The organism is Ancylobacter polymorphus (genome assembly GCF_030813495.1).
Classification (GTDB): Bacteria; Pseudomonadota; Alphaproteobacteria; order Rhizobiales; family Xanthobacteraceae; genus Ancylobacter; species Ancylobacter polymorphus.
In genome coordinates this window covers 408,525-431,570 of the sequence record NZ_JAUSUI010000002.1, presented here as the reverse complement: position 1 = coordinate 431,570, position 23,046 = coordinate 408,525, and the positions used below count along the sequence as shown (strand labels likewise).

At 68.7% G+C, this 23,046-nt stretch carries 15 protein-coding genes and 1 riboswitch; of the genes, 10 read left to right on the top strand and 5 right to left on the bottom strand.

Features of this window, described 5'->3' with window-relative positions:
* Position 1: 1 nt before the first annotated feature.
* The gene (metE, locus tag J2S75_RS06285; RefSeq protein ID WP_307018957.1) at positions 2-2,365 is read right to left on the bottom strand and encodes a 5-methyltetrahydropteroyltriglutamate--homocysteine S-methyltransferase; all 2,364 of its coding nucleotides are present in this window, start codon (positions 2,363-2,365) and stop codon (positions 2-4) included.
* Positions 2,366-2,477: 112 nt separating this feature from the next.
* Positions 2,478-2,688: riboswitch (cobalamin riboswitch) on the bottom strand.
* Between the two features lie 431 nt (positions 2,689-3,119).
* Here metE and J2S75_RS06280 point away from each other — a divergent pair.
* Positions 3,120-4,298 (top strand): efflux RND transporter periplasmic adaptor subunit, encoded by a 1,179-nt coding sequence (locus tag J2S75_RS06280; protein ID WP_307018956.1) that lies wholly within the window; start codon positions 3,120-3,122, stop codon positions 4,296-4,298.
* A gap of 24 nt (positions 4,299-4,322) precedes the next feature.
* Entirely contained in the window at positions 4,323-7,457 is a 3,135-nt protein-coding gene (locus J2S75_RS06275; protein WP_307018955.1) for an efflux RND transporter permease subunit, read from the top strand.
* Between the two features lie 190 nt (positions 7,458-7,647).
* Here the strand turns inward: J2S75_RS06275 and J2S75_RS06270 are convergent, their stop codons facing one another.
* Positions 7,648-8,559, bottom strand: a complete 912-nt coding sequence (locus J2S75_RS06270; protein WP_307018954.1) for a PLP-dependent cysteine synthase family protein — start codon at positions 8,557-8,559, stop codon at positions 7,648-7,650.
* A gap of 118 nt (positions 8,560-8,677) precedes the next feature.
* Here J2S75_RS06270 and J2S75_RS06265 point away from each other — a divergent pair, with 118 nt between their 5' ends.
* Complete coding sequence (locus J2S75_RS06265; protein WP_307018953.1) at positions 8,678-9,067, top strand: winged helix-turn-helix transcriptional regulator; 390 nt, start codon at positions 8,678-8,680, stop codon at positions 9,065-9,067.
* Positions 9,068-9,595: 528 nt separating this feature from the next.
* On the opposite strand, the gene J2S75_RS06260 is transcribed toward J2S75_RS06265, so the two are convergent.
* From J2S75_RS06260 to J2S75_RS06250, 3 genes are all read right to left on the bottom strand, one after another.
* Positions 9,596-10,030, bottom strand: coding sequence for a lipid-binding SYLF domain-containing protein (locus tag J2S75_RS06260; RefSeq protein ID WP_307018952.1), 435 nt, complete (start codon positions 10,028-10,030; stop codon positions 9,596-9,598).
* Positions 10,031-10,219: 189 nt separating this feature from the next.
* The gene (locus tag J2S75_RS06255; protein ID WP_307018951.1) at positions 10,220-11,920 is read right to left on the bottom strand and encodes a methyl-accepting chemotaxis protein; all 1,701 of its coding nucleotides are present in this window, start codon (positions 11,918-11,920) and stop codon (positions 10,220-10,222) included.
* Positions 11,921-12,004: 84 nt separating this feature from the next.
* Entirely contained in the window at positions 12,005-12,895 is an 891-nt protein-coding gene (locus tag J2S75_RS06250; RefSeq protein WP_307018950.1) for a LysR family transcriptional regulator ArgP, read from the bottom strand.
* Positions 12,896-12,968: 73 nt separating this feature from the next.
* Here J2S75_RS06250 and J2S75_RS06245 point away from each other — a divergent pair, with 73 nt between their 5' ends.
* From J2S75_RS06245 to J2S75_RS06215, 7 genes are all read left to right on the top strand, one after another.
* The gene (locus J2S75_RS06245) at positions 12,969-13,610 is read left to right on the top strand and encodes a LysE/ArgO family amino acid transporter (protein ID WP_307018949.1); all 642 of its coding nucleotides are present in this window, start codon (positions 12,969-12,971) and stop codon (positions 13,608-13,610) included.
* A 122-nt stretch (positions 13,611-13,732) separates the two neighbouring features.
* Positions 13,733-15,106, top strand: coding sequence for an ABC transporter substrate-binding protein (locus tag J2S75_RS06240; RefSeq protein WP_307018948.1), 1,374 nt, complete (start codon positions 13,733-13,735; stop codon positions 15,104-15,106).
* Entirely contained in the window at positions 15,103-17,025 is a 1,923-nt protein-coding gene (locus J2S75_RS06235; RefSeq protein WP_307018947.1) for an ATP-binding protein, read from the top strand. Before J2S75_RS06240 ends, J2S75_RS06235 begins: the two co-directional genes overlap by 4 nt.
* Positions 17,022-18,398, top strand: a complete 1,377-nt coding sequence (locus J2S75_RS06230; RefSeq protein ID WP_307018946.1) for a sigma-54-dependent transcriptional regulator — start codon at positions 17,022-17,024, stop codon at positions 18,396-18,398. The genes J2S75_RS06235 and J2S75_RS06230 overlap by 4 nt, the downstream gene beginning before the upstream one ends.
* 231 nt (positions 18,399-18,629) lie before the next feature.
* Complete coding sequence (locus J2S75_RS06225; protein WP_307018945.1) at positions 18,630-19,955, top strand: ABC transporter substrate-binding protein; 1,326 nt, start codon at positions 18,630-18,632, stop codon at positions 19,953-19,955.
* A 162-nt stretch (positions 19,956-20,117) separates the two neighbouring features.
* Positions 20,118-21,836 carry an ABC transporter permease gene (locus J2S75_RS06220; protein ID WP_307018944.1) on the top strand — a complete coding sequence of 573 codons (1,719 nt, stop codon included), beginning with the start codon at positions 20,118-20,120 and terminating at the stop codon, positions 21,834-21,836.
* The gene (locus J2S75_RS06215) at positions 21,833-22,957 is read left to right on the top strand and encodes an ABC transporter ATP-binding protein (RefSeq protein WP_307018943.1); all 1,125 of its coding nucleotides are present in this window, start codon (positions 21,833-21,835) and stop codon (positions 22,955-22,957) included. The genes J2S75_RS06220 and J2S75_RS06215 overlap by 4 nt, the downstream gene beginning before the upstream one ends.
* The last annotated feature ends 89 nt before the right edge of the window (positions 22,958-23,046 follow it).

Here is a 23,046-nt window from a genome sequence, read left to right as displayed (position 1 = left end):
ATCATTCCGCCGCCCGCGCGAGATGACCGCGCAGGCGGTGCGCCGCCGCCACCATGTTGATGAGCGCCGGACGCACCTCAGCCCATTGCCGCGTCTTCAGACCGCAATCGGGATTGACCCAGATCTGCGCCGCGGCGAGCCGCTGCGTCGCCCGCTCCAGGAGCTCGACCATCTCCTCGACCGCCGGCACGCGCGGCGAGTGGATGTCGTAGACCCCCGGCCCGATCTCGTTGGGGTAGCGATAGTCGACGAAGGCGTCGAGCAGTTCCATCTTCGAGCGCGATGTCTCGATGGAGATCACGTCGGCATCCATGGCGGCGATGGCGGCGATGATGTCGTTGAACTCCGAATAGCACATATGGGTGTGGATCTGCGTCTCGTCCCGCACCCCGGAGGCGCACAGCCGGAAGCTCGCCACCGCCCAGTCGAGATAGGCATCCCAATCGGCGCGGCGCAGCGGTAGGCCCTCGCGGATCGCCGCCTCGTCGATCTGGATCATTTTCGCACCGGCCGCTTCGAGGTCGGTCACCTCGTCGCGGATGGCGAGGGCGATTTGCCGGCTCACCGTGCTGCGGGGCAGGTCGTCGCGCACGAAGGACCAGTTGAGGATCGTCACCGGGCCGGTCAGCATGCCCTTCACCGGCTTGTCGGTGCAGCTTTGCGCAAAGCGCCACCACTCGACCGTCATCGGCGCGGGCCGCGCCACGTCGCCGAACAGGATCGGCGGGCGGACATAGCGCGAGCCGTAGCTCTGCACCCAGCCATGCCGGGTGAAGGCAAAGCCGCAAAGCTGCTCGCCGAAATACTGCACCATGTCGTTGCGCTCGAACTCGCCATGTACGAGCACATCGAGCCCGATCTCCTCCTGCCAGCGAAGGGTGCGGGCCGTCTCCTCCTTCAGGAAGGCGTCATAGCCGGCATCGCTGAGTTCACCCTTGCCAAGGGCGGCGCGCGCCTTGCGCACCTCCGGCGTCTGCGGGAAGGAGCCGATCGTGGTGGTCGGAAACAGCGGGAGGCGCAGGCGGCCCCGCTGAAGCTCGGCGCGGGCGGCGAAGGGGCGCGACCGCCGGGTCATATCAGGCGTGACGGCGGCGAGCCGGGCGGCAACCCGCCCATCATGCACCTTGGGCGACACTCTGCGGGCCTCGGCCGCCGCGCCGGATTCCATCAGCTTGCCCAGCACCACCTCGCGGCCGCCGGCCAGCGCGGTGCCGAGCGTGACCAGCTCGTCCATCTTCTGCACGGCAAAGGCGAGCCAGCTCTTCACATCAGGATCGAGGCCGGTCTCCTGTTCAAGGTCGATCGGCACGTGCAGCAGCGAGCATGAGGGCGCGATCTCGACATGATCCGTACCGCGCTTGCGCACGAAAGGTTCGAGCGTGTCGAGCAGGCCAGGCAGATTGGCGCGCCAGACATTGCGCCCGTCAATGACGCCGAGCGAGAGCACGAGCCCCGCCCGCGCCTTGTCCGCCACCTCGCGCAATTGCTCGGGGGCCCGCACCAGGTCGAGATGCAGCCCGGCGACGGGCAACGCCAGCGCCGTGTCGAGAGTGTCGCCCAGCCGGCCGAAATAGGCCGTGAGCATGATCTTCAGCTTCGGCAGCGCATGGGCGAAAAAGCCATATGCCTCGCGGAGCGCCGCACGGGCCGCCTCGTCGAGATCGGTGACGAGGCAGGGCTCGTCGATCTGCACCCATTCCGCGCCATGGGCGGAGAGCCGGCGCAGCACCTCGACATAGACCGGGAGCAGATCGCCGAGCAGGCTGAGCGGGTCGAGCCCCGGCTCTGTCGCCTTGCCGAGCTTGAGAAAGGTCACGGGGCCGAGCAGCACGGGGCGCGTCTCATAGCCCAGCGCCTTGGCCTCGCGGTACTCGTCCATCGGCTTGGTGGAGGTGAGCGAGAAGCGCTGCCCCGGCGAGAATTCCGGCACCATATAGTGATAATTGGTGTCGAACCATTTGGTCATCTCAAGCGCTGGAACGCCGCTGCCATGCGGATGCGCGTGGCCATGCGCGCACGTCGTCTCCGCGCTCTGACTGCCGCGCGCCATGGCGAAATAGATGTCGAGCGGCACCGGCCCGCCGGACCAGCCATAGGCGGGCGGGATCGCCCCCACCATCACCGCCGTGTCGAGCACGTGGTCGTAGAGCGAAAAATCGTTGGACGGGATGTTGCTGACGCCCAGCGACTTCTGCCGGGCCCAATTTGCGGCGCGCAGGCGCGCGGCCGCCTCCAGCAATGCCGGCGCATCGCTCTTGCCGGCCCAGTAGGTCTCAAGCGCGCTCTTGAGTTCGCGGCGCGGACCGATGCGCGGCGTGCCAAGGGTGGAAACCGGCACCGTGCCGGCGGAATAAGGGAAGTTCATTCGGCTAACCCCAATCAGGATTGGGGGCAAAGGCCGAGCGGACGCGAGGCGCTGCCACGGGTGCAAGGCACCGGCGGACGCGCGAACGCACCACCGGGACACCCCGCCCAGGGACGATTATGTTGTCAGGGCAGGTCTCCTGGCTCGCGGGTCGCCGCCTTTTCGTCCGGCCTTCCCGAAGCTTGCGCTTCAGTGACGCTGATTGGACGACAGGCTCGCCGCTTACAGTTGCGGGGGCAGCGCCGGCCTCGCCAAAGGCTCACCGGCTTCCCTCTTAGCTGCGACGCAAGCGACGCCGCAGAACCATGACAGGGACCAAGATGCAGGCAGGAGCCTGCTGCGTCAACAGACATAAAGACATATTTATGTAGTTATATCCTAGATCAGCGCACGCGCCATTGAGAGTGACGTTTCTCCCGGTGGGTCAGGTGCTGTTGCATCACTCCGTTGCGACCTTGCGGCAGGGACTGTGAGCACAAGACGACCGGCAATGTCGGGAAGGAGCGGCCTCGCTCCATGAGTCAACGGCCCAAGCCTCATGCCAATGCCGGTGGCGGTCCTGCTGTCGCGGCGGACGGGCGCCGATGCCTGAGAGCGCCATACGTGAAACTCGGTATCTTGGTATTGTCGCGACAGGAATCCATAGTCCTCCGCCCGGCGCGGATGCAGACCTTGCGTGGCAGGGCCGTGGAAGGAGTGTGGCGGCATGCCTGCAAGCGATGGTCATTCAATCACGGGCTGGACCCGGACGGGGATGCTGACCTGCACCTTTGGCGCGGCGCTGCTGCTGGCAGGCTGCAACGAGCCGAACACCTTCGCCGTCCCCCCGCTGGCAAAGGTGACGGTGGCGTCGCCCACGGTCGCGCCGGTGACGCTCTACGCCGAATTCACCGGCAAGACCGCTCCCTCGCAGGAGGTCAATCTCGACGCCCGCGTCGAGGGCTATCTGAAAACCATCGGCTATGCCGATGGCGAGGCGGTGCGCAAGGACCGCATCGTGTTCGAGATCGAGCCGGACCAGTACCGCGACCAGGTGGCGCTGCAGGAAGCCGAGCTTACCATCGCCCAGGCCAAGGCGGCCAATGCGCAGACCGAATTCGACCGCCAGTCCGATCTCGGCGCAAAGCAGGTGTCGAGCCAGCGCAGCGTCGACGACGCGCGCGCCGCGCTCGACGCCGCCAAGGGACAGGTGGCGGCGGACGAAGCCAGCCTCGCCCTCGCCCGGCTGACGCTGAGCTACACCACACTGCGCGCGCCCTTCGACGGGGTGGTGACCCGCCATCTCGCCGATGTCGGCACACTGGTCGGCTCCTCCGGCCCCACCCGGCTCGCGACGATCCTGCGCGTCGACCCGCTGCATGTCTATTTCAACATGAGCGAGCAGCAGCAGATCGCCATGCGCGATGCGCTGGCGGCGCAGGGCAAAAGCCTGCGCGATGTCCGCGAGAGCAAGATCCAGCCGCCGGTCGAGATCGGGCTGCCCGGTGCGGCGAGCTATGATTACGCGGGTGTGATCGACTACATGGCCCCGCAGCTCGACGGCGCCACCGGAACGCTGCAGATGCGGGCGGCGCTGCCAAATTCAAAAGTGGAGCTGATACCGGGCCAGTTCGTGCGGGTGCGGGTGGCGATCGGCAAGATCGACAGCGCGCTTCTGGTGGATGACACGGCGGTGCAGTCCAACCAGACCGGAAGCTATGTGATGGTGGTCGGCGCCGACAATGTGGTGGAGCAGCGCTCCGTCACCACAGGCCCGGTCGAGGGGCAGCTGCGCGTCGTCACCAAGGGATTGAACGCCGGCGACAAGGTGGTCATCGGCTCGCTGCAGCGGGCCGTGGCGGGCAAAAGCGTCGATCCCGTAGCCGGCACCATGGCGGCGCTGCCCAAGGCCGACGCCGCGTCCACCTCCGCAGGCGGCACCCCGTCTCCCTGACACCGGCAGTTCCGAGGCGGCCCCATGCTCTCGCGCTTCTTCATCGAACGGCCGGTGCTCTCCAACACCCTGGCCCTGCTGATCGTGCTCCTCGGCGCGCTGGCGCTCACCAGCCTGCCGATCTCGCAATATCCCGATGTGGTGCCGCCGACCGTCTCGGTCACGGCCACCTATCCCGGCGCCAGCGCGCGCACGGTGATGGACACGGTGGCGCTGCCGATCGAGCAGCAGGTCAACGGCGTCGAGGGCATGATCTACATGCAGTCGACCAGCGGCAATGACGGCTCCTATTCGCTGGTCATCACCTTCGACATCGGCACCGATCCTGACATGGCGCAGGTGCTGGTGCAGAACCGGGTGTCGCTCGCCACGGCGCAGCTGCCGAGCGCGGTGTCGACGCAGGGGCTCAACGTCCAGAAGAAGTCGACCTCGATCCTGCAATTCGTGAATCTCTATTCCCAGGACGGGCGCTACGACAATCTGTTCCTCGCCAACTACGCCGCCATCAGCCTTGAGAACGAACTGGCGCGGCTGCCGGGCGTCGGCTCCGTCACCGTGCTCGGCTCCGGCAGCTACGCGATGCGGATCTGGCTCGATCCCGAGCGCCTTCAGACCTACGGCCTGACGCCGGCGGATGTTTCCACCGCCATCCAGCAGCAGAGCACGCAGGTCACGGCCGGCATGGTCGCGGCACCGCCCACGCCGGCCTCGGTGAATTTCCAGTACGTCATCAATGTCACCGGCCGTTTCAGCGAGGCGGCGGATTTCGAGCGCATCGTCGTCAAGGCCGCGGATGAGGGCGGCGGGCGGCTGGTACGCATCGGCGATGTCGGCCGCGTCGAACTTGGCGCCGCCACCTATGGTCACACCGCGACGCTGGACGGCAAGCCTTCCGCCGCCATCGCCATTTCGCAGCTCACCGGCGCCAACGCCCTCACCGTCGCGGAGGAGGTGAACGCGAAGATGAAGGAGCTGGCCGCCGCTTTCCCGCAGGGGCTCGACTACAAGGTCTCCTTCGACAGCACGAAATTCGTCACCGCCTCGGTCGACGAGGTGTACGAGACGCTGGTCATCGCCGCGCTGCTGGTGCTCGCCGTCATCCTCATCTTCCTGCAGGACTGGCGGGCGATGCTGGTGCCCGCGACCACCGTGCCGGTGACCATCGTCGGCGCCTTCGCCGCCATGTATCTGCTCGGCTACACCGTCAACACCACCAGCCTGTTCGCCCTCGTCCTGGCGATCGGCATCGTGGTGGACGACGCCATCGTCATCGTCGAGGGCGTGTCGCGCCACATGGAGGCGGGGCTCTCCAGCCGCGACGCCGCGATCAAGGCGATGTCGGAACTGACCGGCCCGATCATCGGCATCACGCTGGTGCTGATGGCGGTGTTCCTGCCGGCGGCGATGATGTCCGGTCTGACCGGCAAGATGTACCAGCAATTCGCGCTGGTCATCGCCGCCACGGCGCTGATTTCGGCGGTTAACGCCATGACTCTGAAGCCGACCCAATGCGCGCTGTGGCTGCGCCCCTCGACGCCGCCGGCGCAGCGCAATGTGGTCTACCGCGCTTTCAACACCGTCTATGACCGCGCCGAGGCGGTCTATGTCGCTCTCGTGCGGCGGCTGGTGCGCGGCGCGTTGCTCACCAGCCTCGTCGGGCTCGGCCTCATCGGGCTTGCCTTCTATGGGCTGACGCAGGTGCCGACCGCCTTCCTGCCGAGCGAGGACCAGGGCTATTTCATCGTCAGCCTGAACCTGCCGGACTCCGCCTCCGCTGCCCGCACCGAGGCGGTGGTGGCCACCGCGGTCGAGAAGATCCGCTCGCTCGATGGCATAGACAGCGTAATCGGCGTCTCCGGCATTTCCCCGCTCGACAATAACGCCACGCTCTACAGCACCGGCATGCTCTATGTGGTGCTAAAGGACTGGAGCGAGCGCACGACCAACGCGCTCAGCGCCGCCGGCATCGGCGCCAGGGTCCGCGCGGCGCTCGACAATCTCGGCACCGCCGAGGTCATGGTGATGATGCCGCCTCCCATCCAGGGAATCGGCAATTCCTCTGGCTTCACCCTGATGGTGGAGATGAAGGACGGCACCTCGGACTTCACCGCCCTGCAGAACGCCGCCAATGACGTGGTTGACGCCGCCGGCACCCAAACCGCCCTGTCCCATGTCGGCACGAATTTCCGCGGCGCGGTCAAGCAGCTGCGACTGGACGTGGACCGTGTGAAGGCCGAAACCTACGGTTTGACGGTCGGCCAGGTGTTCTCGGCGCTCGAAGCCTATGTCGGCTCGTCCTATGTGAACCAGTTCACCCGCTTCAACATGGTGTTCCAGGTCTATGTGCAGGCGGACGCGCCGTTCCGCCTGCAGCCGGCCGACATACTGAATCTCAAAGTGAAGGGCGCAGGGGGCGAGATGGTGCCGCTCGGCCAGGTCGCCCATTTCGTCGACGATGCCGGCCCGCCGCTGATCACCCTCTACAACCTCTACCCGGCGGCGCAGGTGACCGGCAGCCCGGCCACCGGCTTCTCCTCCGGCGAGGCGATGAGCCTGATGGATCAGGTCGCCGCCTATGCGCTGCCTGCCTCCATGGGGGCGGCATGGACCGGCATGTCCTATCAGGAACGCCTCGTCGGCAACCAGATCTACTTCGTTTTCGCCGTGGCACTGGTGCTGGTCTATTTCGTGCTGTCCGGCCAATATGAAAGCTGGTTGCAGCCGCTGGCGGTCATCCTCGCCGTGCCGCTCACCCTGCTCGGCACGGTGGCGGCGCTGGAGATCACCGGCCTGCCGAACGACCTCTACACGCAGATCGGCATCGTGCTGCTCATCGCGCTGGCGGCCAAGAACGCCATTCTCATCGTGGAATACGCGCGCGAGAAACGCATGGAAGGGATGGACATCGCGCAAGCCGCCGTCGAGGCGTCCCGCCTGCGTTTCCGGCCGATCCTGATGACCTCCTTCGCCTTCATCTTCGGCATGCTGCCGCTGGCCTTCGCCTCCGGGGCGGGCGCCGGCGCGCGCGTGTCGCTCGGCATTGCCGTGGTCAGCGGCATGCTCGCCTCCACCGGGCTCGCCGTGCTGTTCGTCCCCGCCTTCTTCACGGTGCTGGAACGGATGCGGGGCAAGCCGGCCGCCCCTCATGCGGCGGCCTGATCTTCCGAGCCGTCGCCCGGATTTGATGCCCTTTGAAGGCTTTGGCCCGCGACCACCGGCGCCGCAGGCATCGCGTTCCACGTCCGCCCGCGGAATACGCGGCTTATCTTCGCCCCAAGTGCCCGATTGGTTGAAGAAGAGAGCCGTGCCGTACGTGTCGCATGGCGAGCCCGTCCTGCACGACACGGGCTCAGACGAAGAGATCTCCCTGGAGATAGCGAAGTCCGGTGTCGATGATAACCGTGACCACGGTCTTGCCCGGGCCGAGGCGCCGGGCCAGCTGCAACGCGGCGAAGACATTGGCGCCGGACGTCACTCCGCCCAGTATGCCGGCGCGCATTGCCAGGTCTCGCGCGGTTGAATAGGCGTCGGCGTCGGTGACAGCGATCACCTCGTCGATCAGATCGCGCCGAAGGATCGTCGGCGTGAAGGACAGGCCGATTCCCTCCAGCCGATGCGTACCGCTGGTGGGGCCGCCTGAAATGTTGCGAACCTGATCGGGCTCGACAGCGACGATCCGGGTGGCGGGATTGCGCTGCTTGAGAATCTCGGCGTTGCCCGAAATGCAACCGCCGCCGCCCGTTGCCGCGACAAAGGCATCCACGGGGCCCGCGAGCGCCGCGCAGATTTCCTGAGCCATGCCATGGTAGCCGCGCTTGTTGTCGGGGTTGTTCACCTGGTCGGGCCAGTAAACATCGGACTCGGCAGCCAGTGTGCGGGCCCGGGCGATCATCCGGTCGATGACCGCGGCGGTGAGCCTGCGCCCTTCCGCCTCGATGATCTCGACCTGCGCGCCGAAGGCCCGCATCGTGCGCAGCTTTTCCTCGGCAAATCCATTCGACGAAACAAAATGCGCCCGGTAGCCGCGCATGGCACAGACCATCGCCAGCGAACTGCCGGTACTTCCGCCGGTATACTCGACCAGCCGCATCCCCCGCCGCAGCGCGCCTCGCGCCTCGGCGCCCTCGACCATCGACAGCGCCATGCGGTCCTTCATGCTGCCGGTCGGGTTGGCACCTTCACACTTGACCCAGACATCCGCGCAGTCCGGGCCCGTCAGCCGGTCGAGCCGCACCAAGGGCGTGTTACCGATCTGAAGCATCGAGGCATCCTCCCGAGGCGAGTCACTTCCAATTCGAAAGTGACTGACGACACGGTGACTTGCAATGAGAAAGTGATATGGGTCAGCGGGGGTTGGCCTGAACGGAGCGGCGGCTACGATGAAGCTCGACAGCCACGAATTTCGCTCGCGCTGTTCCATCGCAAGAGCGCTGGAGATAATCGGAGACAGGTGGACCCTGCTCGTCATCCGGGACCTGATGTGGCACGGGAAGGACACCTTCCTCGCCTTGCAGGGCAGCGAGGAACGCATCCCCGCCAACCTGCTGGCTCAGCGTCTGAAGCGTCTCGAAGCCCTTGGCATCCTGCGCCGCGAAGCCTACCAGCAGCGCCCGGTCCGATATCGCTACCTTCTCACGGAGGAAGGATTGAGCCTCGAACCGGTCCTCCTTGAGCTCATGGCATGGGGACATGCAAAGCTCGAAGGCGGATTCTACCATCCGGACACGCAGCGGAGCGTCCCGGCGGGAACGTCAGGGCGAAACCGGTAAGCCGGGCGCGAGCCTTGGGCGTGATGCCCCTTCAGCCCTTCTTCTGCATTGATTTCGTAGGCCCACATCCGCGTCGGGCGCTCTGGGGGGCCGTTTCTCAAACGGGCACCCGTTGTGGATTGGCGGCCATCCCCTGGGTCTGGTCGGCGCGATGCGCTTGCCGGCATTGTAGGGGCCATCCCGCGCCCTGTCATAAGTCGGGGGTGCGATCTCCGCCGTCCGCCGCCCGGCGCCTCCGTCTGTGACGGTCCGCGCGGCAGCCTGTCATGGGAAAAGCGGGCCATCGCCGCGCAAGCGTCGGTCCGGTCCGCGGCGGGAGGTTGCGCGGCCGGCGCGCGCGAGCGTGTCGTGCTGGTGGAGCCCCGCCTGATCGGATCGGCGATGGTGAAGCGCGCGGCGGGCTCGTCGCCGGCCAATATGGGCGCGCGAATGTCTTCCCCTCGGGCCCGGCGCGCTCAGAAACGGCCAACGGCCAGCGGAGGAGGACGGCGGGGGCGGCGTGCGTCGCGGCCGCCCCCGCCGCATGTCTCACTTCAGCGAGAGAGCCAGCCCGCTCAGATCGAGGCTGACGATCACGCCCTTCTGCTCGCCGCTGAGTTCCAGCACGGCGCCGTTCTGGTTGGTCAGCACAACCACCTGCGCGCCCTTCACGAAGGCCGCGCCGGCACCGCCCTGGGCATAGACGCCCGACACGTCGGACGCACGCTGGATATTGCGGACCTTGCCATGCAGGCGCGTCTCGGAAGCGCCGAAGGTGAAGCCATAGCTCAGCCCACCGACCGAGAGCGGATATTTGCGGCCCCGGAAGGTCAGCACGCCCTCGCCGGCGGAACCGCCGACGACGAACCCGGCCTTCACGATGCGGATGGTGATGGAGCCGTCCGCGGCGCTGGCCAGCGACATGCCGCCGATGAGCGCGGCAAGAGCGAGCAACCCGACCCGTAGTACCGACAAGAGTTTCATCGGCGATAACCTTCCCTAGTGGAGCAACGTGCCCTGTTGGCACCGTTGAATAACGCTCACTCTGGCGGTTCGTTGCCCGACAATCAACCGTGGAACCGAGGGCCATGACGCGGCGGAGGGGAAGGCGCCTGAAAGGCCACGCCCGGCGTTGCCGCCGCCGGGCGCCTCTTTTCGGGAGTGCGGCGCGGCTCAGGCTGCGCGCAGGGTGGTCACGAAGCTGCGTACCTCGGTGTTGAGCTCCACCGCCTGGCCGGAGAGCTGCTCGGACAGGCCCTTCAGCTGCACCGAAGCGGCGCCCGTGGTCTCCGCCGCCTCGCCGACGCCGTGGATGCTGCCATTGACGGCGCGAGCACCCTCGGCGGCCTGCTGGGTGCTGTAGGCGATTTCGCGCGTCGCCGCCCCCTGCTCCTCGATGGCGGCGGAAATCGCCGCCGACGCGGTGCGGATTTCGTCGATGGTGGTGGCGATCCGCGCGATCGACGCGACCGAGCGGTCCGTCGCGCTCTGGATCTCCGTCACCTTGGCGGAAATCTCCTCGGTCGCCTGCGCGGTCTGGCTGGCGAGGTCCTTCACCTCCTGCGCCACCACGGCGAAGCCCCGTCCCGCCTCGCCGGCGCGGGCGGCTTCGATGGTGGCGTTGAGCGCCAGCAGATTGGTCTGCCCGGCAATGCTGGTGATGAGGTCGATGACCGCGCCGATCTGGCTCGCCGCCTGGGTCAGCTCGGCGATCTCGCTCTGGATCCGGGTCGAATCGCTGGAGGCGCCGTCGGCGATGCTCGCGGCGCGGACCACCTGTTGGGCGATCTCGCGGACCGAGGCGGACATCTCCTCCGCGGATGCGGCAACCGTCTGCACGCTGGCCGAGGCTTCCGTCGCCGCCTCGCTCACGGCGTGGGCCTGGCGGGTGGTCTGCTCCGCCGCAGCGGAGAGCATGGTCGCGGCCTGCGCCACTTCCGTCGAGGAACTCGTGAACGATTCCGCGAGCTTGCCCATGCGGCTTTCGAAGGTGGCGGCGATCTCCTCCTTCTGCTGACGCAGCCGCTCGGCCGAGCGCTGCTCCTCGATCGCCGCCTGCGCGCGCAGATCGGCATTGGCGATCAGCTCCTGCCGGAAGCGCGCCAGCCCCCGCGCCAGCCGCCCGACCTCGTCGCGGCGTTCGGTCTCCGCGACCTCGGTCTCGAACCGCCCGGAGGTCAGCGCCTCCATCACACCCACGATGCGGCCGATGGGGCGCACAATGCCCCGCGAGGCGATCAGGAAGGCCAGCACGAGGCAGAAGAAGATCGCGGCGCCGGTGCCGGCATAGAGTTCGAGCTGGGTGGCGTCGGCCCGCGCGTGCAATTCCTCCTCGCGCTGGTGCATGTGGTTCTGCAGCGCGGCGACGAGATTGGACAGCTCGACCCGCACCTTCTCCAGTGCCGGCTCGCACTCCGCCATCATCATCTGGTTCGCGTGGTGCTTCTCGTCGGCGGTCGTGGCCGCGAGCGCCGTCTGGATGGTGGCGGCACAGGCATTCTTCACCTGCGCGTCGAAGCGGTCCACCAGCGCCTGGATGTCGGCGGCGTGGTCGGGCAACGCCTTCTGGGCCTCGGCGGCAAAACGATGCAGTTCCTCAAGCCCATGCGCAAGCTGCGTCTGCGCCTCGCGCCCCTCTTCCGGGCTGGTGGAGGCCAGGGCCTGGAAGATCGAGCGCTCCGACCATACCGCCTGCCGGTTCATGCGCGCCAGGGCGACCGCCGCCCGGGCATCGCCCTCAAGCAGCGCGGTATAATCGTCCTGCATCTCCGCCATCCGGCGGCCGGCAAACAGGGTGCATCCGGTGGAGCACAGGCCGAGCAGAGCGACCACGAGGGAGATTTTCCCCAGTATGGACCAGTTGGCGAAGCGCATCGCTGACATCTCGTAAGGTTAAGTCAGCCTCCACTAGAGGCGGGCTGGCTTGCGCGAGGCTGATGGCACGCCCGACACCCGCCCTCAGCGGCGCAGCACGGTGCCCGCCGCCGCCCGCACCGCGCTTGTCAGCCGGCTCAGCGCCCCGGCATGCAGGCGGGTCGCGGTCCAGTACAGCGGCACCTCGCTGCGCCGGCCCGGCACCAGCTCGATGAGGCGGCCGGCGTCGATATCCGCCTCGACCATCACCAAGGGGTGCAGGCCCCAGCCGAGCCCCAGCCGCGTCAGGTCGAGAAAGCCATGGGTGGACGGCACCCAATGCACCGGGCCGAGCCGTTCCACCCCCAGCGCGGCCTGCGCCCAGCGTACCTGCAGGAAATCCCGCCGGTCGAAGCGCAGGCAGGGCGCGGCCTCCAATGCCGACGCGGTGACGCCGTGCGGGAAACACCGCGCGACAAGATCCGGGCTGGCACAGGCGGCATAGGCCAGCGCCCCGAGCGGGAGCGTCCGGCAGCCCGGCACGGGCTCGCGCTCGGCGGTGACGGCGGCCAGCACCTCGCCGCTGCGCAGCCGCGCGGCGGTGTGGGCCTCGTCGTCGAGCGCGATGTCGAGCGTCGCCTGCGTCGCGCGGGCGAAGGCTGCGGCCGCCGTGGGAAACCAGGTGGCGAGACTGTCGGCATTCACCGCCACCGGCACAGTGAGGCGCTCGCCCGCCCCGACCGAGGGGCCGAGCGCCGGCGCGAGGTCGTGCTCCAGCAGCCGCACCCGGTCGAGATGGGCGCACAGCGTGCGCCCGAGCGCGGTCGGCAGGCAGGGCTGGCCGCGCACGATGAGGATGGCGCCGAGCCGTTCCTCCAGCCCGCGCACGCGCTGCGACACCGCCGAGGGCGTGATGCCGAGCGCGGCGGCGGCGCGCTCGAACGTGCCTTCCCGCACCACGGCGGCGACGGCGGCAAGCGAAGGGTAATCCAGCATGATGAAGTTTTGCTTCATCAGGCTTAGCAGAACAAGTTTTACTTGGGCAGGCGTCGCGCGCCACCAAGACGGCATGACACAGCCCCTCGCGCCTGCATTCCTGCCCTTCCTCACCGGCTTTCTGCTCTCGGGCGCGCTGATCATCGCCATCGGCGCGCAGAACCTGTTCGTGCTGCGCCAGGGGTTGCGGCGCGAACATGTGGGTCCGATCGTGCTGTTCTGCGGCACCGCCGACGCGCTGCTCATCGGCGCGGGCGTCGGCGGGCTCGGCGCCTTCCTCAACGCCCTGCCGCAGCTCGCCACGGCGCTGGCGCTGGGCGGCGCCGGCTTTCTCGGCTGGTATGGGGTGCAGGCGCTGCGGCGCATGGCGGCGACGGACGCGATGGTGGTCGATGCGTCGGCCGGCACCACGCTGGCCCGCGCGCTGCTCGCCACCGCCGGCTTCACTTTGCTCAACCCGCATGTCTATCTCGACACGGTGCTGCTGATGGGCGCGGCCGGCGCCGCCCAGCCGGAGGCGGCGCGCCCGGTCTTCGTTGCCGGCGCGGCGCTGGCGAGCTTTCTCTGGTTCGCCACGCTCGGCTATGGCGCCAGGCTGCTGCGCCCGCTCTTCGCAAGGCCGGCGGCCTGGCGGGTGCTCGATGCCGGAGTCGGGCTCGTCATGCTCACCCTGGCCGGCTCGCTGGTGCTGCGCGCGCTGAACGCGCCGGGCTGAGCCGCCGACCGCCAGGGCCTGAAAAAGGCATTGCCGGGAAGGGATTGCCGGCAAAGCTTGCGGCGGCCGGGCTCAGCGGCGATGGTGGCGCAACAAGAAACGTCACACTCCGGGAGAAGGCGGTGAAGCACCGCATATCGGCTCTGGCCCTTATCGGCCTGTGCCTGCTGATCGCGCAGGCGGTGCCGGCCTCAGCTCGCCCCCTGCGTATCGTCACCTCGTTTCCTCCCTCCATGATCGAGCTTTACCGCACGGCATTCCGGGCGGCGCGGCCGGACATCGAGGTCGAGTTCGTGCAGCGCAAGACCACCGCCGCCGTGGCGCTGATCACCGGCGGCGAGCGGCTCGATGCCGATCTGTTCTGGGCCTCGGCGCCGGATGCGTTCGAATTGCTGAAGCTGGAAGGCCGGCTCGCACCGCTCGCTCCGCGCGACACCGGCACGCCGCCGGTGGTGGCGGGCTATCCCGTCAACGATCCCTCCGGCCTCTATCTCGGCTTCGCGCTGTCGGGCTATGGCGTGGTGTGGAACGAGGCCTATCTGGAGCGCCACCGGCTCGGCGTGCCGCAGCGCTGGCGCGATCTCACCGCGCCGGTCTATCACGGCCATGTCGGCCTCTCCTCGCCCTCCCGCTCGGGCACGACGCATCTGATGGTCGAGGCGCTGCTGCAGTCGCAGGGCTGGGATGAGGGCTGGGCGGTGTGGCGGCAGGTCGGCGGCAATCTCGCCACCGTCACCGCCCGCAGCTTCGGCGTGGCGGCGGGCGTGTCGCGCGGGCGGTTCGGGGTCGGCATTACCATCGATTTCCTGGCGCGGCCGGGCGGACTCGATGCCGGGCCGGTGCGCTTCAGCTTTCCCGATCAGAAGGTGTTCACCCCCGCCAGCATCGCCCTGCTCAAGGACGCGGTGAACCGCGAGGCGGCGAACGCCTTCGTCGATTTCCTGCTGTCCGTGCCCGGTCAGCGCCTGCTGCTCGACCCCCGCATCGACCGCCAGCCCATCCGCCCGGAATTCTATGCCGAGGGGGCGACCGTCGGGCCCAATCCCTTCGCGCAGAACGACGAGGCGGCGACCTGGAGCTTCGATGCCGGCCGCTCGGCGCAGCGCTACGAACTGGTCAACATCCTGTTCGACGAGCTGATCACCTTCCCGCTCAGTGACGCCACCGACATCTGGCGCACCGTCTATGAGGTGGAGGCCGCCCTGCTCCCCACGCCGCACACCGAGGCCGCGCGCGAGGTGACGCGGGCGCGGGCGCTGCTGCGGCAGATGCCGTTCAATGAGGCGGAAGCCACGCGCCTCGCCGCCGGGGTGAAGCTGGTGCGCGTGCCGCGCGGCCTGCCCGCCGCGCCGGAACAGGCGGCGCTCACCGGCCGCATCCAGCGCTGGGCCGCCGCCAATCTCGCCGAGGCGCGCGCCGCCGCCGAGACTGCCCGGCGCCTCCTGGTGGAGGACGGGCGGCTGCCGGCGCTGCGCGCGGGGAGAGGCGCGCCATGAGCGGGGAGCGCCGTTTCGGCATTGGCGGGCGGCTGCTGCTCGCCTTCATCGGCGTGGGCGGGCTGGCGGTCATCGCCTGCCTGGTCGGCTGGCTGTCCTATGCCCGGCTGTCGTCGGAACTCGATTCCACCGCGCGCGGCCATGTGCCGGCGCTGGTCTTCGCCGCGCAGCTGTCGCAGGCGGGCGGGCGCCTCACCGCCGCCGCCACCGAACTCGCCACCGCCGAGCGCCGCGACGACCATGACCGCGCCATGGAGCGGGCGCGCGAGCGGCTCGGCGCTCTCGGCCGCCTGCTGGAGACCGCGCCGTCGCGCGAAGGCGCGCAGGGCTTCGGTGCGCTCCGCCGGCTGGTGGAGGCGCTCGGCACCACGCTCGACGCGGTGGACGCCGCCGCCCGCCGCCGCTTCGACATCGAGGCCCGCACCCGCGCCATCGTCGAGGAACTGCGCTGGCTGCAGGCCGATCTCGTCGACGAGGTCGAGCCGCTGGTGGAAGACGCGCGCTTCAACATCCACGCCGCCCTCGCCCAGGCGGGGCAGGCGGGCGAGGCCGGGCAGGCGGCGCAGCGCATCCTGCGCGACGAGACCTCCAAGACCGAGGCCATCCTCGCCCTGAGCGCGCAGGCGCATCTCGCCATCGGCCTTCTCGGCCAGGTGGCGAGCGTGCGGGTGACCGAGGATCTGCGCCAGACCGGGCATTTCCTCGGCGAGGCGGTGGACGAACTCGTGGTCGAGGCCAAGCGGCTGCAGGGCTGGGCGGACAGCATCACCGTGCGCCAGATCGTCGGCCGCCTCGCCGCGCTCGCCGAGGCGGAAAGCGGCCTGCCGGGGCTGCGCATGGCGGAGATCGCCGCGTCGGAGGAAGGCCAGGCGCGGCTCGCCACCAGCCGCGATCTCGCCGCCGAACTCGGCGGCAGCATCGGCACCGTGGCGCGGCAGATCGAGACCGATGCGCGCGCCGCCGCCGCCCGCGCGGCGGAAGCCATCGTCATCGGGCGCGGCCTGCTGCTCGCCATTGCCGGGCTTTCGCTCGGCGTCGCGGTGCTGGTGGGCTGGTTCTATGTCCGGCGCAGCCTCATCGCCCGGCTGGAGCGGCTCACCCTCGCCGCCGGGGCCATCGCCGGCGGCGGCGCGGTGGAACTGCCGGCGGCCAAGGCGCAGGGCTATTTCGGCGCCGACGAGCTGGACGAACTCGCCCGCGCCCTCGTCATCTTCCGCCAGACGCGCGACGAGCTGGTGCAGTCCGCCAAGCTGGCCGCGCTCGGCCAGATGGCGGCGGGCATCGGGCACGAGCTGAACCAGCCGCTCGCCGCCATCCGCTCGCACGCGCATAACGGCGCCGTGCTGCTGAAGCGCGGGCGCGGGGACGACGCGGCGGAAAGTCTCGCCCGCATCGAAGGGCTCACCGTCCGCATGGCGCAGAGCATCGCGCATCTCAAGCGCTTCGCCCGCCGGCCGGAGCCCGCCCTCGGCGCGGTCGATCTTGAGCATGTGGTCGAGGGCGCGCTGTCGCTGTTCGCCCAGCGCATTGCCGATGAGCGCATCGAGGTGCTACGGGCGGTGCCGCCGGGGCTGCGGGTCCGCGCCGAGGAGGTGCGGCTCGAACAGGTGCTGGTCAATCTCATCGCCAATGCGATGGACGCGGTTCACGACGCGGCCACGCGCCGGATCGAGATCCGCGCCCACCGCGAGGGAGAGCATGTGAGCATCGAGATCGCCGACAGCGGCACGGGAATCGGGGACGCGCAGCGCTCGGACATTTTCGACCCGTTCTTCACCACCAAGCCGCCGGGCTCGGGCCTTGGCCTCGGCCTGTCGCTGTCCTTCAACATCATCCGCGATTTCGGCGGCCGGCTGCTGCTGAAGCGCAGCTCGCCCGCCGGGAGCCTCTTCGCCATCGAGCTGAGCGAGGCGGCATGAGCGCGGCGCCTGACATCGTGCTGGTGGACGACGACGCCGAGGTCCGCCACGCCTATGGCCAGACGCTGGAACTCGACGGCCTCGCCGTGCTGCCGGTCGCCGGTGCGGCGGCGGCGCTCAAGCTGCTGTCGCCCGGCTTCGAGGGTGTCGTGGTCTCGGATGTGCGCATGCCCGGCATGGACGGATTCGCCTTTCTCGACGCGGTGCGCCGGCTCGACGCCGACATTCCCGTGCTGCTGATCACCGGCCATGGCGATGTGCCGATGGCGCTGCGCGCCCTGCGCGCCGGGGCGTGGGACTTCATCGAGAAGCCGGCGGACCCGGTGCTGCTGGTGGAGACGGTGCGGCGCGCGCTGGAGCAGCGCCGTCTGGTGCTGGAAAACCGCGCCCTGCGCGAGGAGGCCGCCCGCGACGACGCGGCGGCGGAGGATGTGTGGGCCGCCCGGCTCATCGGCCGCGCCGAGCCGATGCAGCGCCTGCGCCGCACCCTCGCCGTGCTCGCCGACACCCGCACCGATGTGCTGATCTTCGGCGAGACCGGCACCGGCAAGGAAATGGCGGCGCGCGCTCTGCACGATTTCGGCCGCCGCCGCGCCGGGCGCTTCGTCGCCGTCAACTGCGCCGCCATCCCCGAGAACATGATCGAGAGCGAGCTTTTCGGCCATGAGGCCGGCGCCTTCACCGGCGCGCGCGAGCGGCGCATCGGCAAGATCGAGCACGCGCACAAGGGTACGCTGTTCCTCGACGAGATCGAATCCATGCCGCTGGCGGCACAGACGCGGCTGCTGCGGGCGCTGCAGGAGCGCAGCATCGAGCGGCTGGGCTCGAATGCGGAGATCAAGGTCGATATCCGCGTGATCGCCGCCACCAAGGTCGACCTGCTGGCGCTGGCGGACGAAGGGCGGTTTCGCGAGGATCTGGTCTACCGGCTCAATACGGTCACCGTCCGCCTGCCGCCGCTGCGCGACCGGCGCGAGGACATTCCGGCCCTGTTCCGCCACTTCGTCGAGGCCGTGGCCGCGCGCGACGGCGTGCCGGCCCGCCCGGTGGAGCCAGCCGCGCTCGCTGCGCTGATGCGCCGGCCCTGGCCGGGCAATGTGCGCGAATTGCGTAACGCCGCCGAGCGCCATGTGCTGGGGCTGGAGGAAGCGGGCGCGCCGGATGCCTTCCCTCCGCCGCCGGCCCCGATGCCGGCGGGCGGGACGAGCCTCGAAGCGATGATGGACGCCGCCGAGCGCCAGCTCCTTGCCGAGGCGCTGGCCCGCCACGGCGGGCGGGTCGGCCAATGCGCGGAAGCGCTCGGCATCTCGCGCAAGACGCTCTATCTCAAAATGCGCAAGCACGGGCTGGAACGCGACGCGGTCGAGGACTGACGCGCCGGCGGCGCGCGGCGCAGACGGCGCGCCGCGATGTTACCTTCATGACCCATCCGCCCGGCCGGCGGCGTTACCGCGATGACCCATCCCCGTGCGGCAGAGCGGCGGAAGCGCTCGTAAATTTTCGATAGATCAATTGCTTATCCCAAAGCTGCCCATCTGGCACGCGGGTTGCGGAGAGCCCCGCGCTGCCTTCGGGCCGCCAAACAGACTTTTGGGAGATACGCCATGATCCGTTCCGCCGCCCTCGCGGCCACCCTTGCGCTCGCCTCCTTCGCCGCCGCCCCGGCGGTGCTGGCGCAGTCCGGCAAGGTCACCGTCGTCACCTCCTTCTCCAAGGATGTCACCGACCCGATCAAGGCCGCGTTCGAGAAGGCCAATCCCGGCATTTCGCTCGACGTGCAGAACCGCAACACCAATGCGGGCGTGAAATATCTCGACGAAACCCGCTCCAACCCGCAGGCGGACCTGTTCTGGGCCTCGGCGCCGGACGCCTTCGAGGTGCTGAAGTCCAAGCAGCTGCTGCAGAAATTCACCCCCTCGGCGGAAGGCATCCCCGAGAAGATCGGCGCTTATCCCATCAACGATCCCGAGGGCTATTATTTCGGCTTTGCGGCGTCGGGCTACGGCATCATGTGGAACACCCGCTATGTCGGGGCCAATGAACTGCCCGAGCCGAAGGAGTGGAACGACCTCGCCGCCGCGCCCTATTACGACCATGTCGCCATCGCCTCGCCCGCGCGTTCGGGCACCACGCACCTGACCATCGAGACGATCCTGCAGGGCGAAGGCTGGGACAAGGGCTGGCAGACCATCAAGGACATGGCCGGCAACTTCCAGACCATCACCGAACGCTCCTTCGGCGTGCCGGAGGCGGTGAATTCCGGCCAGGTCGGCTACGGCATCGTCATCGATTTCTTCGCCTTCTCCGCCCAGGGTTCGGGCTTTCCGGTGAAGTTCGTCTACCCCACCGTCACCACCGTGGTGCCGGCCAATGTCGGCATCGTCGCCAACGCCCCGAACGCCGCCAACGCGCAGAAATTCGTCAACTTCCTGCTCTCGCCCGCCGGCCAGGAAGTGCTGCTGGAACCCAGCATCCGCCGCCTGCCGGTTAACCCCGCCGTCTATGCCAAGGCGCCGGAGGGCTACCCCAATCCCTTCACCGACCCGCGCTTCAAGTCGATGACGATGTTCGATGTCGAGAAGTCGGGCCAGCGCACCGCCGTGGTCGACACGCTGTTCGACCAGCTCATCTCCTTCCAGCTGAACGATCTGAAGGCCGTTACCAAGTCGATCCATGAGGTCGAGGCCAAGCTCGCGGCCAAGGACAACCCGCAGGCCCGCGCCCTGATCAAGGAAGCGCGCGCGCTGATCGGCGCCATGCCGGTCAACGAGGAGCAGGCGTCGAGCAAGGAAGTGCTGGCGGCGTTCAGCGGCGGCAAGGAGAAGGGCGCCCGCCAGGCCGAGATCGAGCAGCAATGGGCCGGCTTCGCCAAGGAGCACTACGCCAAGGCGAAGGCCAAGGTCGCGGAAGCCGCCACGCTCGCCAACTGAGCCGCGCCCGCCTGAGCTTCCCCGCATAGGACGCGGCGGCGACGCCGCGTCCCCTCCTTCCACGCCCATAGGATGCGGCGACGCCGCGTCCCGTCCTTCCACGCCCATAGGACGCGGCGACGCCGCGTCCCGTCCTTCCACGCCATAGCTGGAGCGTGTTGCATGTCGCTCGCCTTCACCCAGGCCCCGGCGCGCCGCTGGCGGCTGCCGGGAACCCCCGGCCAGATCGCCCTGGCGCTGGGGCTGACGGCCTTCCTGCTGGCCTTCCTTCTGGTGCCGGTCGGGTCCGTGATCTATGTCGCCTTCACCGAGAAGGGCAGCGGCGGCTTCACCCTGATCAATTTCGTCGATTTCTTCCGCACCGACCTGTTCATGCGGTCGTTCTGGAACTCGTTCTACGTCTCGGCGATGACGGTGGGGCTGGCCTCGCTGTTCGCGCTGCCGCTGGCCTACATCACCACCCGCTTCGAGTTTCGCGGCGCGCTGATCATCCAGACGCTGGGCTTCGTGCCACTGATCATGCCGCCCTTCGTCGGCGCGGTGGCGATGCAGCTGCTGTTCGGCCGCAACGGCTCGGTCAACCTGCTGCTGAACGAGTATTTCGGCTTCCGCATCCCGTTCATGGAAGGGCTGAACGGCGTCATCTTCGTCCAGGCCATCCACTATTTCCCCTTCATCCTGATCAACCTCTCCGCCGCGCTGCGCAACATCGACCGTTCGATGGAAGAGGCGGCGCAGAATCTCGGCTCCTCCGGCATACGGATGTTCCGGCGCATCGTGCTGCCGCTCGCCATGCCCGGCTATGTCGCCGGCGCCTCGCTGGTCTTCGTCAAGGTGTTCGACGACCTCGCCACGCCGCTGCTGCTGAATGTGAAGGACATGCTGGCGCCGCAGGCCTATCTGCGCGTCACCTCCATCGGCATCACCGATCCCATGGGCTATGTCATCGCGGTGGTGCTCATCGTGGTGTCGGTGTTCGCCATGTGGGTGTCGGCGCTGGCGCTGCGCGGCCGCGACTACGCCACCACCCAGCGCGGCGGCGGCGGGCTCGCCAAGCGCCGCATGCGCCCGTGGGAGCAGGTGGTTGCCTATGGCGTCGTCGGCCTCATCCTGGCGCTGGTGCTGGCGCCGCATCTCGGCCTGCTGCTTTTGTCCTTCGCCACCATCTGGTCGTTCAGCCCGCTGCCGGACGGCTTCACCCTCGCCCATTACTCCAGGGTGTTCGGGGAAAGCTCGGTCTATATCAAGAACACGCTGATCTACGCCTCCATCGCCGGCGGGATCGACGTGGTGGTCGGCACCGCCATCGCCTATCTGGTGCTGCGCACCAAGCTGATCGGCCGCCACTGGCTGGACTGGGCGGCCACCGCCGCGCTCGCCGTGCCGGGCGTGGTGCTCGGCATCGGCTATCTGCGCACCTTCTACGACATCCGCCTGCCCGACGGCACGCCGCTGGCGACGCTGTGGATCGTGCTGGTCATCGCGCTGGCGATCCGCCGCCTGCCCTATGCGCTGCGCGCCTGCTACGCCGCGCTGCAGCAGATTTCCGTCTCGCTGGAGGAGGCGGCGGAAAATCTCGGCGCCACCAAGTCGCGCACCGTGCGGCGCGTCGTGGTGCCGCTGATGACCGGCGGCATCCTCGCCGGCTTCGTCACCAGCTTCGCCACGGCGGCGGTGGAACTCTCCGCCACGCTGATGCTGGTGCAGTCCAATGCCGACGCCCCGCTGGCCTATGGCCTGTATGTGTTCATGCAGTCCGCCGCCGGTCGCGGGCCCGGCGCGGCGCTCGGTGTCATCGCCGTGCTGCTGGTCGCCGCCTGCACGCTGATCTCCCACTACATCATTGACCGCAACCAGAAGACCACGGGGGCCGCCCGATGAACGCTCACGCCATCGACGCCAGCGCCGCGGCCGTCCTCAACACGGCGGCGCTCGACCTGCACATTGAGGGGGTGAACCTCTCCTATGGCAGCAACCATGTGCTGAAGAACGTCAATCTCGACATCAAGCCCGGCGAGTTCTTCGCCTTTCTCGGCCCCTCCGGCTGCGGCAAGACCACGCTTTTGCGCCTCATCGCCGGCTTCAACACCCCCGATACGGGGCGTGTCGTCGTTGGCGGGCGCGACATCAGCAACCTGCCGCCGTGGAAGCGCGATGTCGGGCTGGTGTTCCAGAGCTACGCGCTGTGGCCGCACATGACGGTCGCCAGGAACGTCGCCTTCGGGCTGGAGGAGCGCGGCGTGAAGCGCGGCGAGATCCAGCGCCGGGTGGCGGCGGCGCTGGAGATCGTCGGGCTCGGCCATCTCGCCGAGCGCCGGCCGTCCCAGCTTTCCGGCGGCCAGCAGCAGCGCGTCGCGCTGGCGCGCACCGTGGTCATCGAGCCCAAGGTGCTGCTGCTCGACGAGCCGCTGTCCAATCTCGACGCCAAGATGCGGGTGCAGGTGCGCCGCGAATTGCGCGACCTGCAGCAGCGGCTCGGCCTCACCACCATCTTCGTCACCCATGACCAGGAAGAGGCGAACACGGTCTGCGACCGCATCGCCGTGATGAATGAGGGGGTGGTGCAGCAGGTCGGCACGCCGGTGGAACTGTATGAACGCCCGGCCAATCTGTTCGTCGCCACCTTCCTCGGCACGGCCAATGTGCTGGAAGGCAAGGTCACGGGCACTGGCGCGGCGCGGCAGTTCGAAACCCTCGGCGGCCTGCGTCTGCCCATCGCGGCGGGTGCCGAGGTACCGGCCGACGCCCGGCTGGTGTTCCGCCCGCAGGTCGCCCGTCTGGCGAGGGAAAAACCGGCCGGGGCCTGCGCCTTCGAGGGCGCGATCAGCCGGCGCGAATTCCTCGGCAGCGTGATCCGCTTCGGCATCGAGGTCGGCGGGCAGGAGATCACCGTCGACGAGGTGTTCCAGCCCGGACTGCGCGCACCCTATGAGATCGGCGATCGCGTCTGGGTCGACATACCCGTGGCTTCCGCCCTGTGGCTTGGGCCGGGCACCGCCTGAGACCTGCGCCTCACCCTTATCGCCGGACGCTTCGCCGCCGCCCCGCACCCGCCGGGCGGCGGTTTCTTTTTGGTGCCGCCTCCCCCTCC

Excerpts from the sequence above, each read along its gene's own strand:
- J2S75_RS06255 (WP_307018951.1), bottom strand. The coding sequence starts at position 11,920 with ATGCGCTTCGCCAACTGGTCCATACTGGGGAAAATCTCCCTCGTGGTC.
- J2S75_RS06235 (WP_307018947.1), top strand. The coding sequence starts at position 15,103 with ATGAGCGGGGAGCGCCGTTTCGGCATTGGCGGGCGGCTGCTGCTCGCC.
- J2S75_RS06215 (WP_307018943.1), top strand. The coding sequence starts at position 21,833 with ATGAACGCTCACGCCATCGACGCCAGCGCCGCGGCCGTCCTCAACACG.
- J2S75_RS06220 (WP_307018944.1), top strand. The coding sequence starts at position 20,118 with ATGTCGCTCGCCTTCACCCAGGCCCCGGCGCGCCGCTGGCGGCTGCCG.
- J2S75_RS06280 (WP_307018956.1), top strand. The coding sequence starts at position 3,120 with ATGCTGACCTGCACCTTTGGCGCGGCGCTGCTGCTGGCAGGCTGCAAC.
- J2S75_RS06275 (WP_307018955.1), top strand. The coding sequence starts at position 4,323 with ATGCTCTCGCGCTTCTTCATCGAACGGCCGGTGCTCTCCAACACCCTG.
- J2S75_RS06230 (WP_307018946.1), top strand. The coding sequence starts at position 17,022 with ATGAGCGCGGCGCCTGACATCGTGCTGGTGGACGACGACGCCGAGGTC.
- J2S75_RS06260 (WP_307018952.1), bottom strand. The coding sequence starts at position 10,030 with ATGAAACTCTTGTCGGTACTACGGGTCGGGTTGCTCGCTCTTGCCGCG.
- metE (WP_307018957.1), bottom strand. The coding sequence starts at position 2,365 with ATGAACTTCCCTTATTCCGCCGGCACGGTGCCGGTTTCCACCCTTGGC.
- J2S75_RS06245 (WP_307018949.1), top strand. The coding sequence starts at position 12,969 with ATGACACAGCCCCTCGCGCCTGCATTCCTGCCCTTCCTCACCGGCTTT.
- J2S75_RS06270 (WP_307018954.1), bottom strand. The coding sequence starts at position 8,559 with ATGCTTCAGATCGGTAACACGCCCTTGGTGCGGCTCGACCGGCTGACG.
- J2S75_RS06250 (WP_307018950.1), bottom strand. The coding sequence starts at position 12,895 with ATGCTGGATTACCCTTCGCTTGCCGCCGTCGCCGCCGTGGTGCGGGAA.
- J2S75_RS06225 (WP_307018945.1), top strand. The coding sequence starts at position 18,630 with ATGATCCGTTCCGCCGCCCTCGCGGCCACCCTTGCGCTCGCCTCCTTC.
- J2S75_RS06265 (WP_307018953.1), top strand. The coding sequence starts at position 8,678 with ATGAAGCTCGACAGCCACGAATTTCGCTCGCGCTGTTCCATCGCAAGA.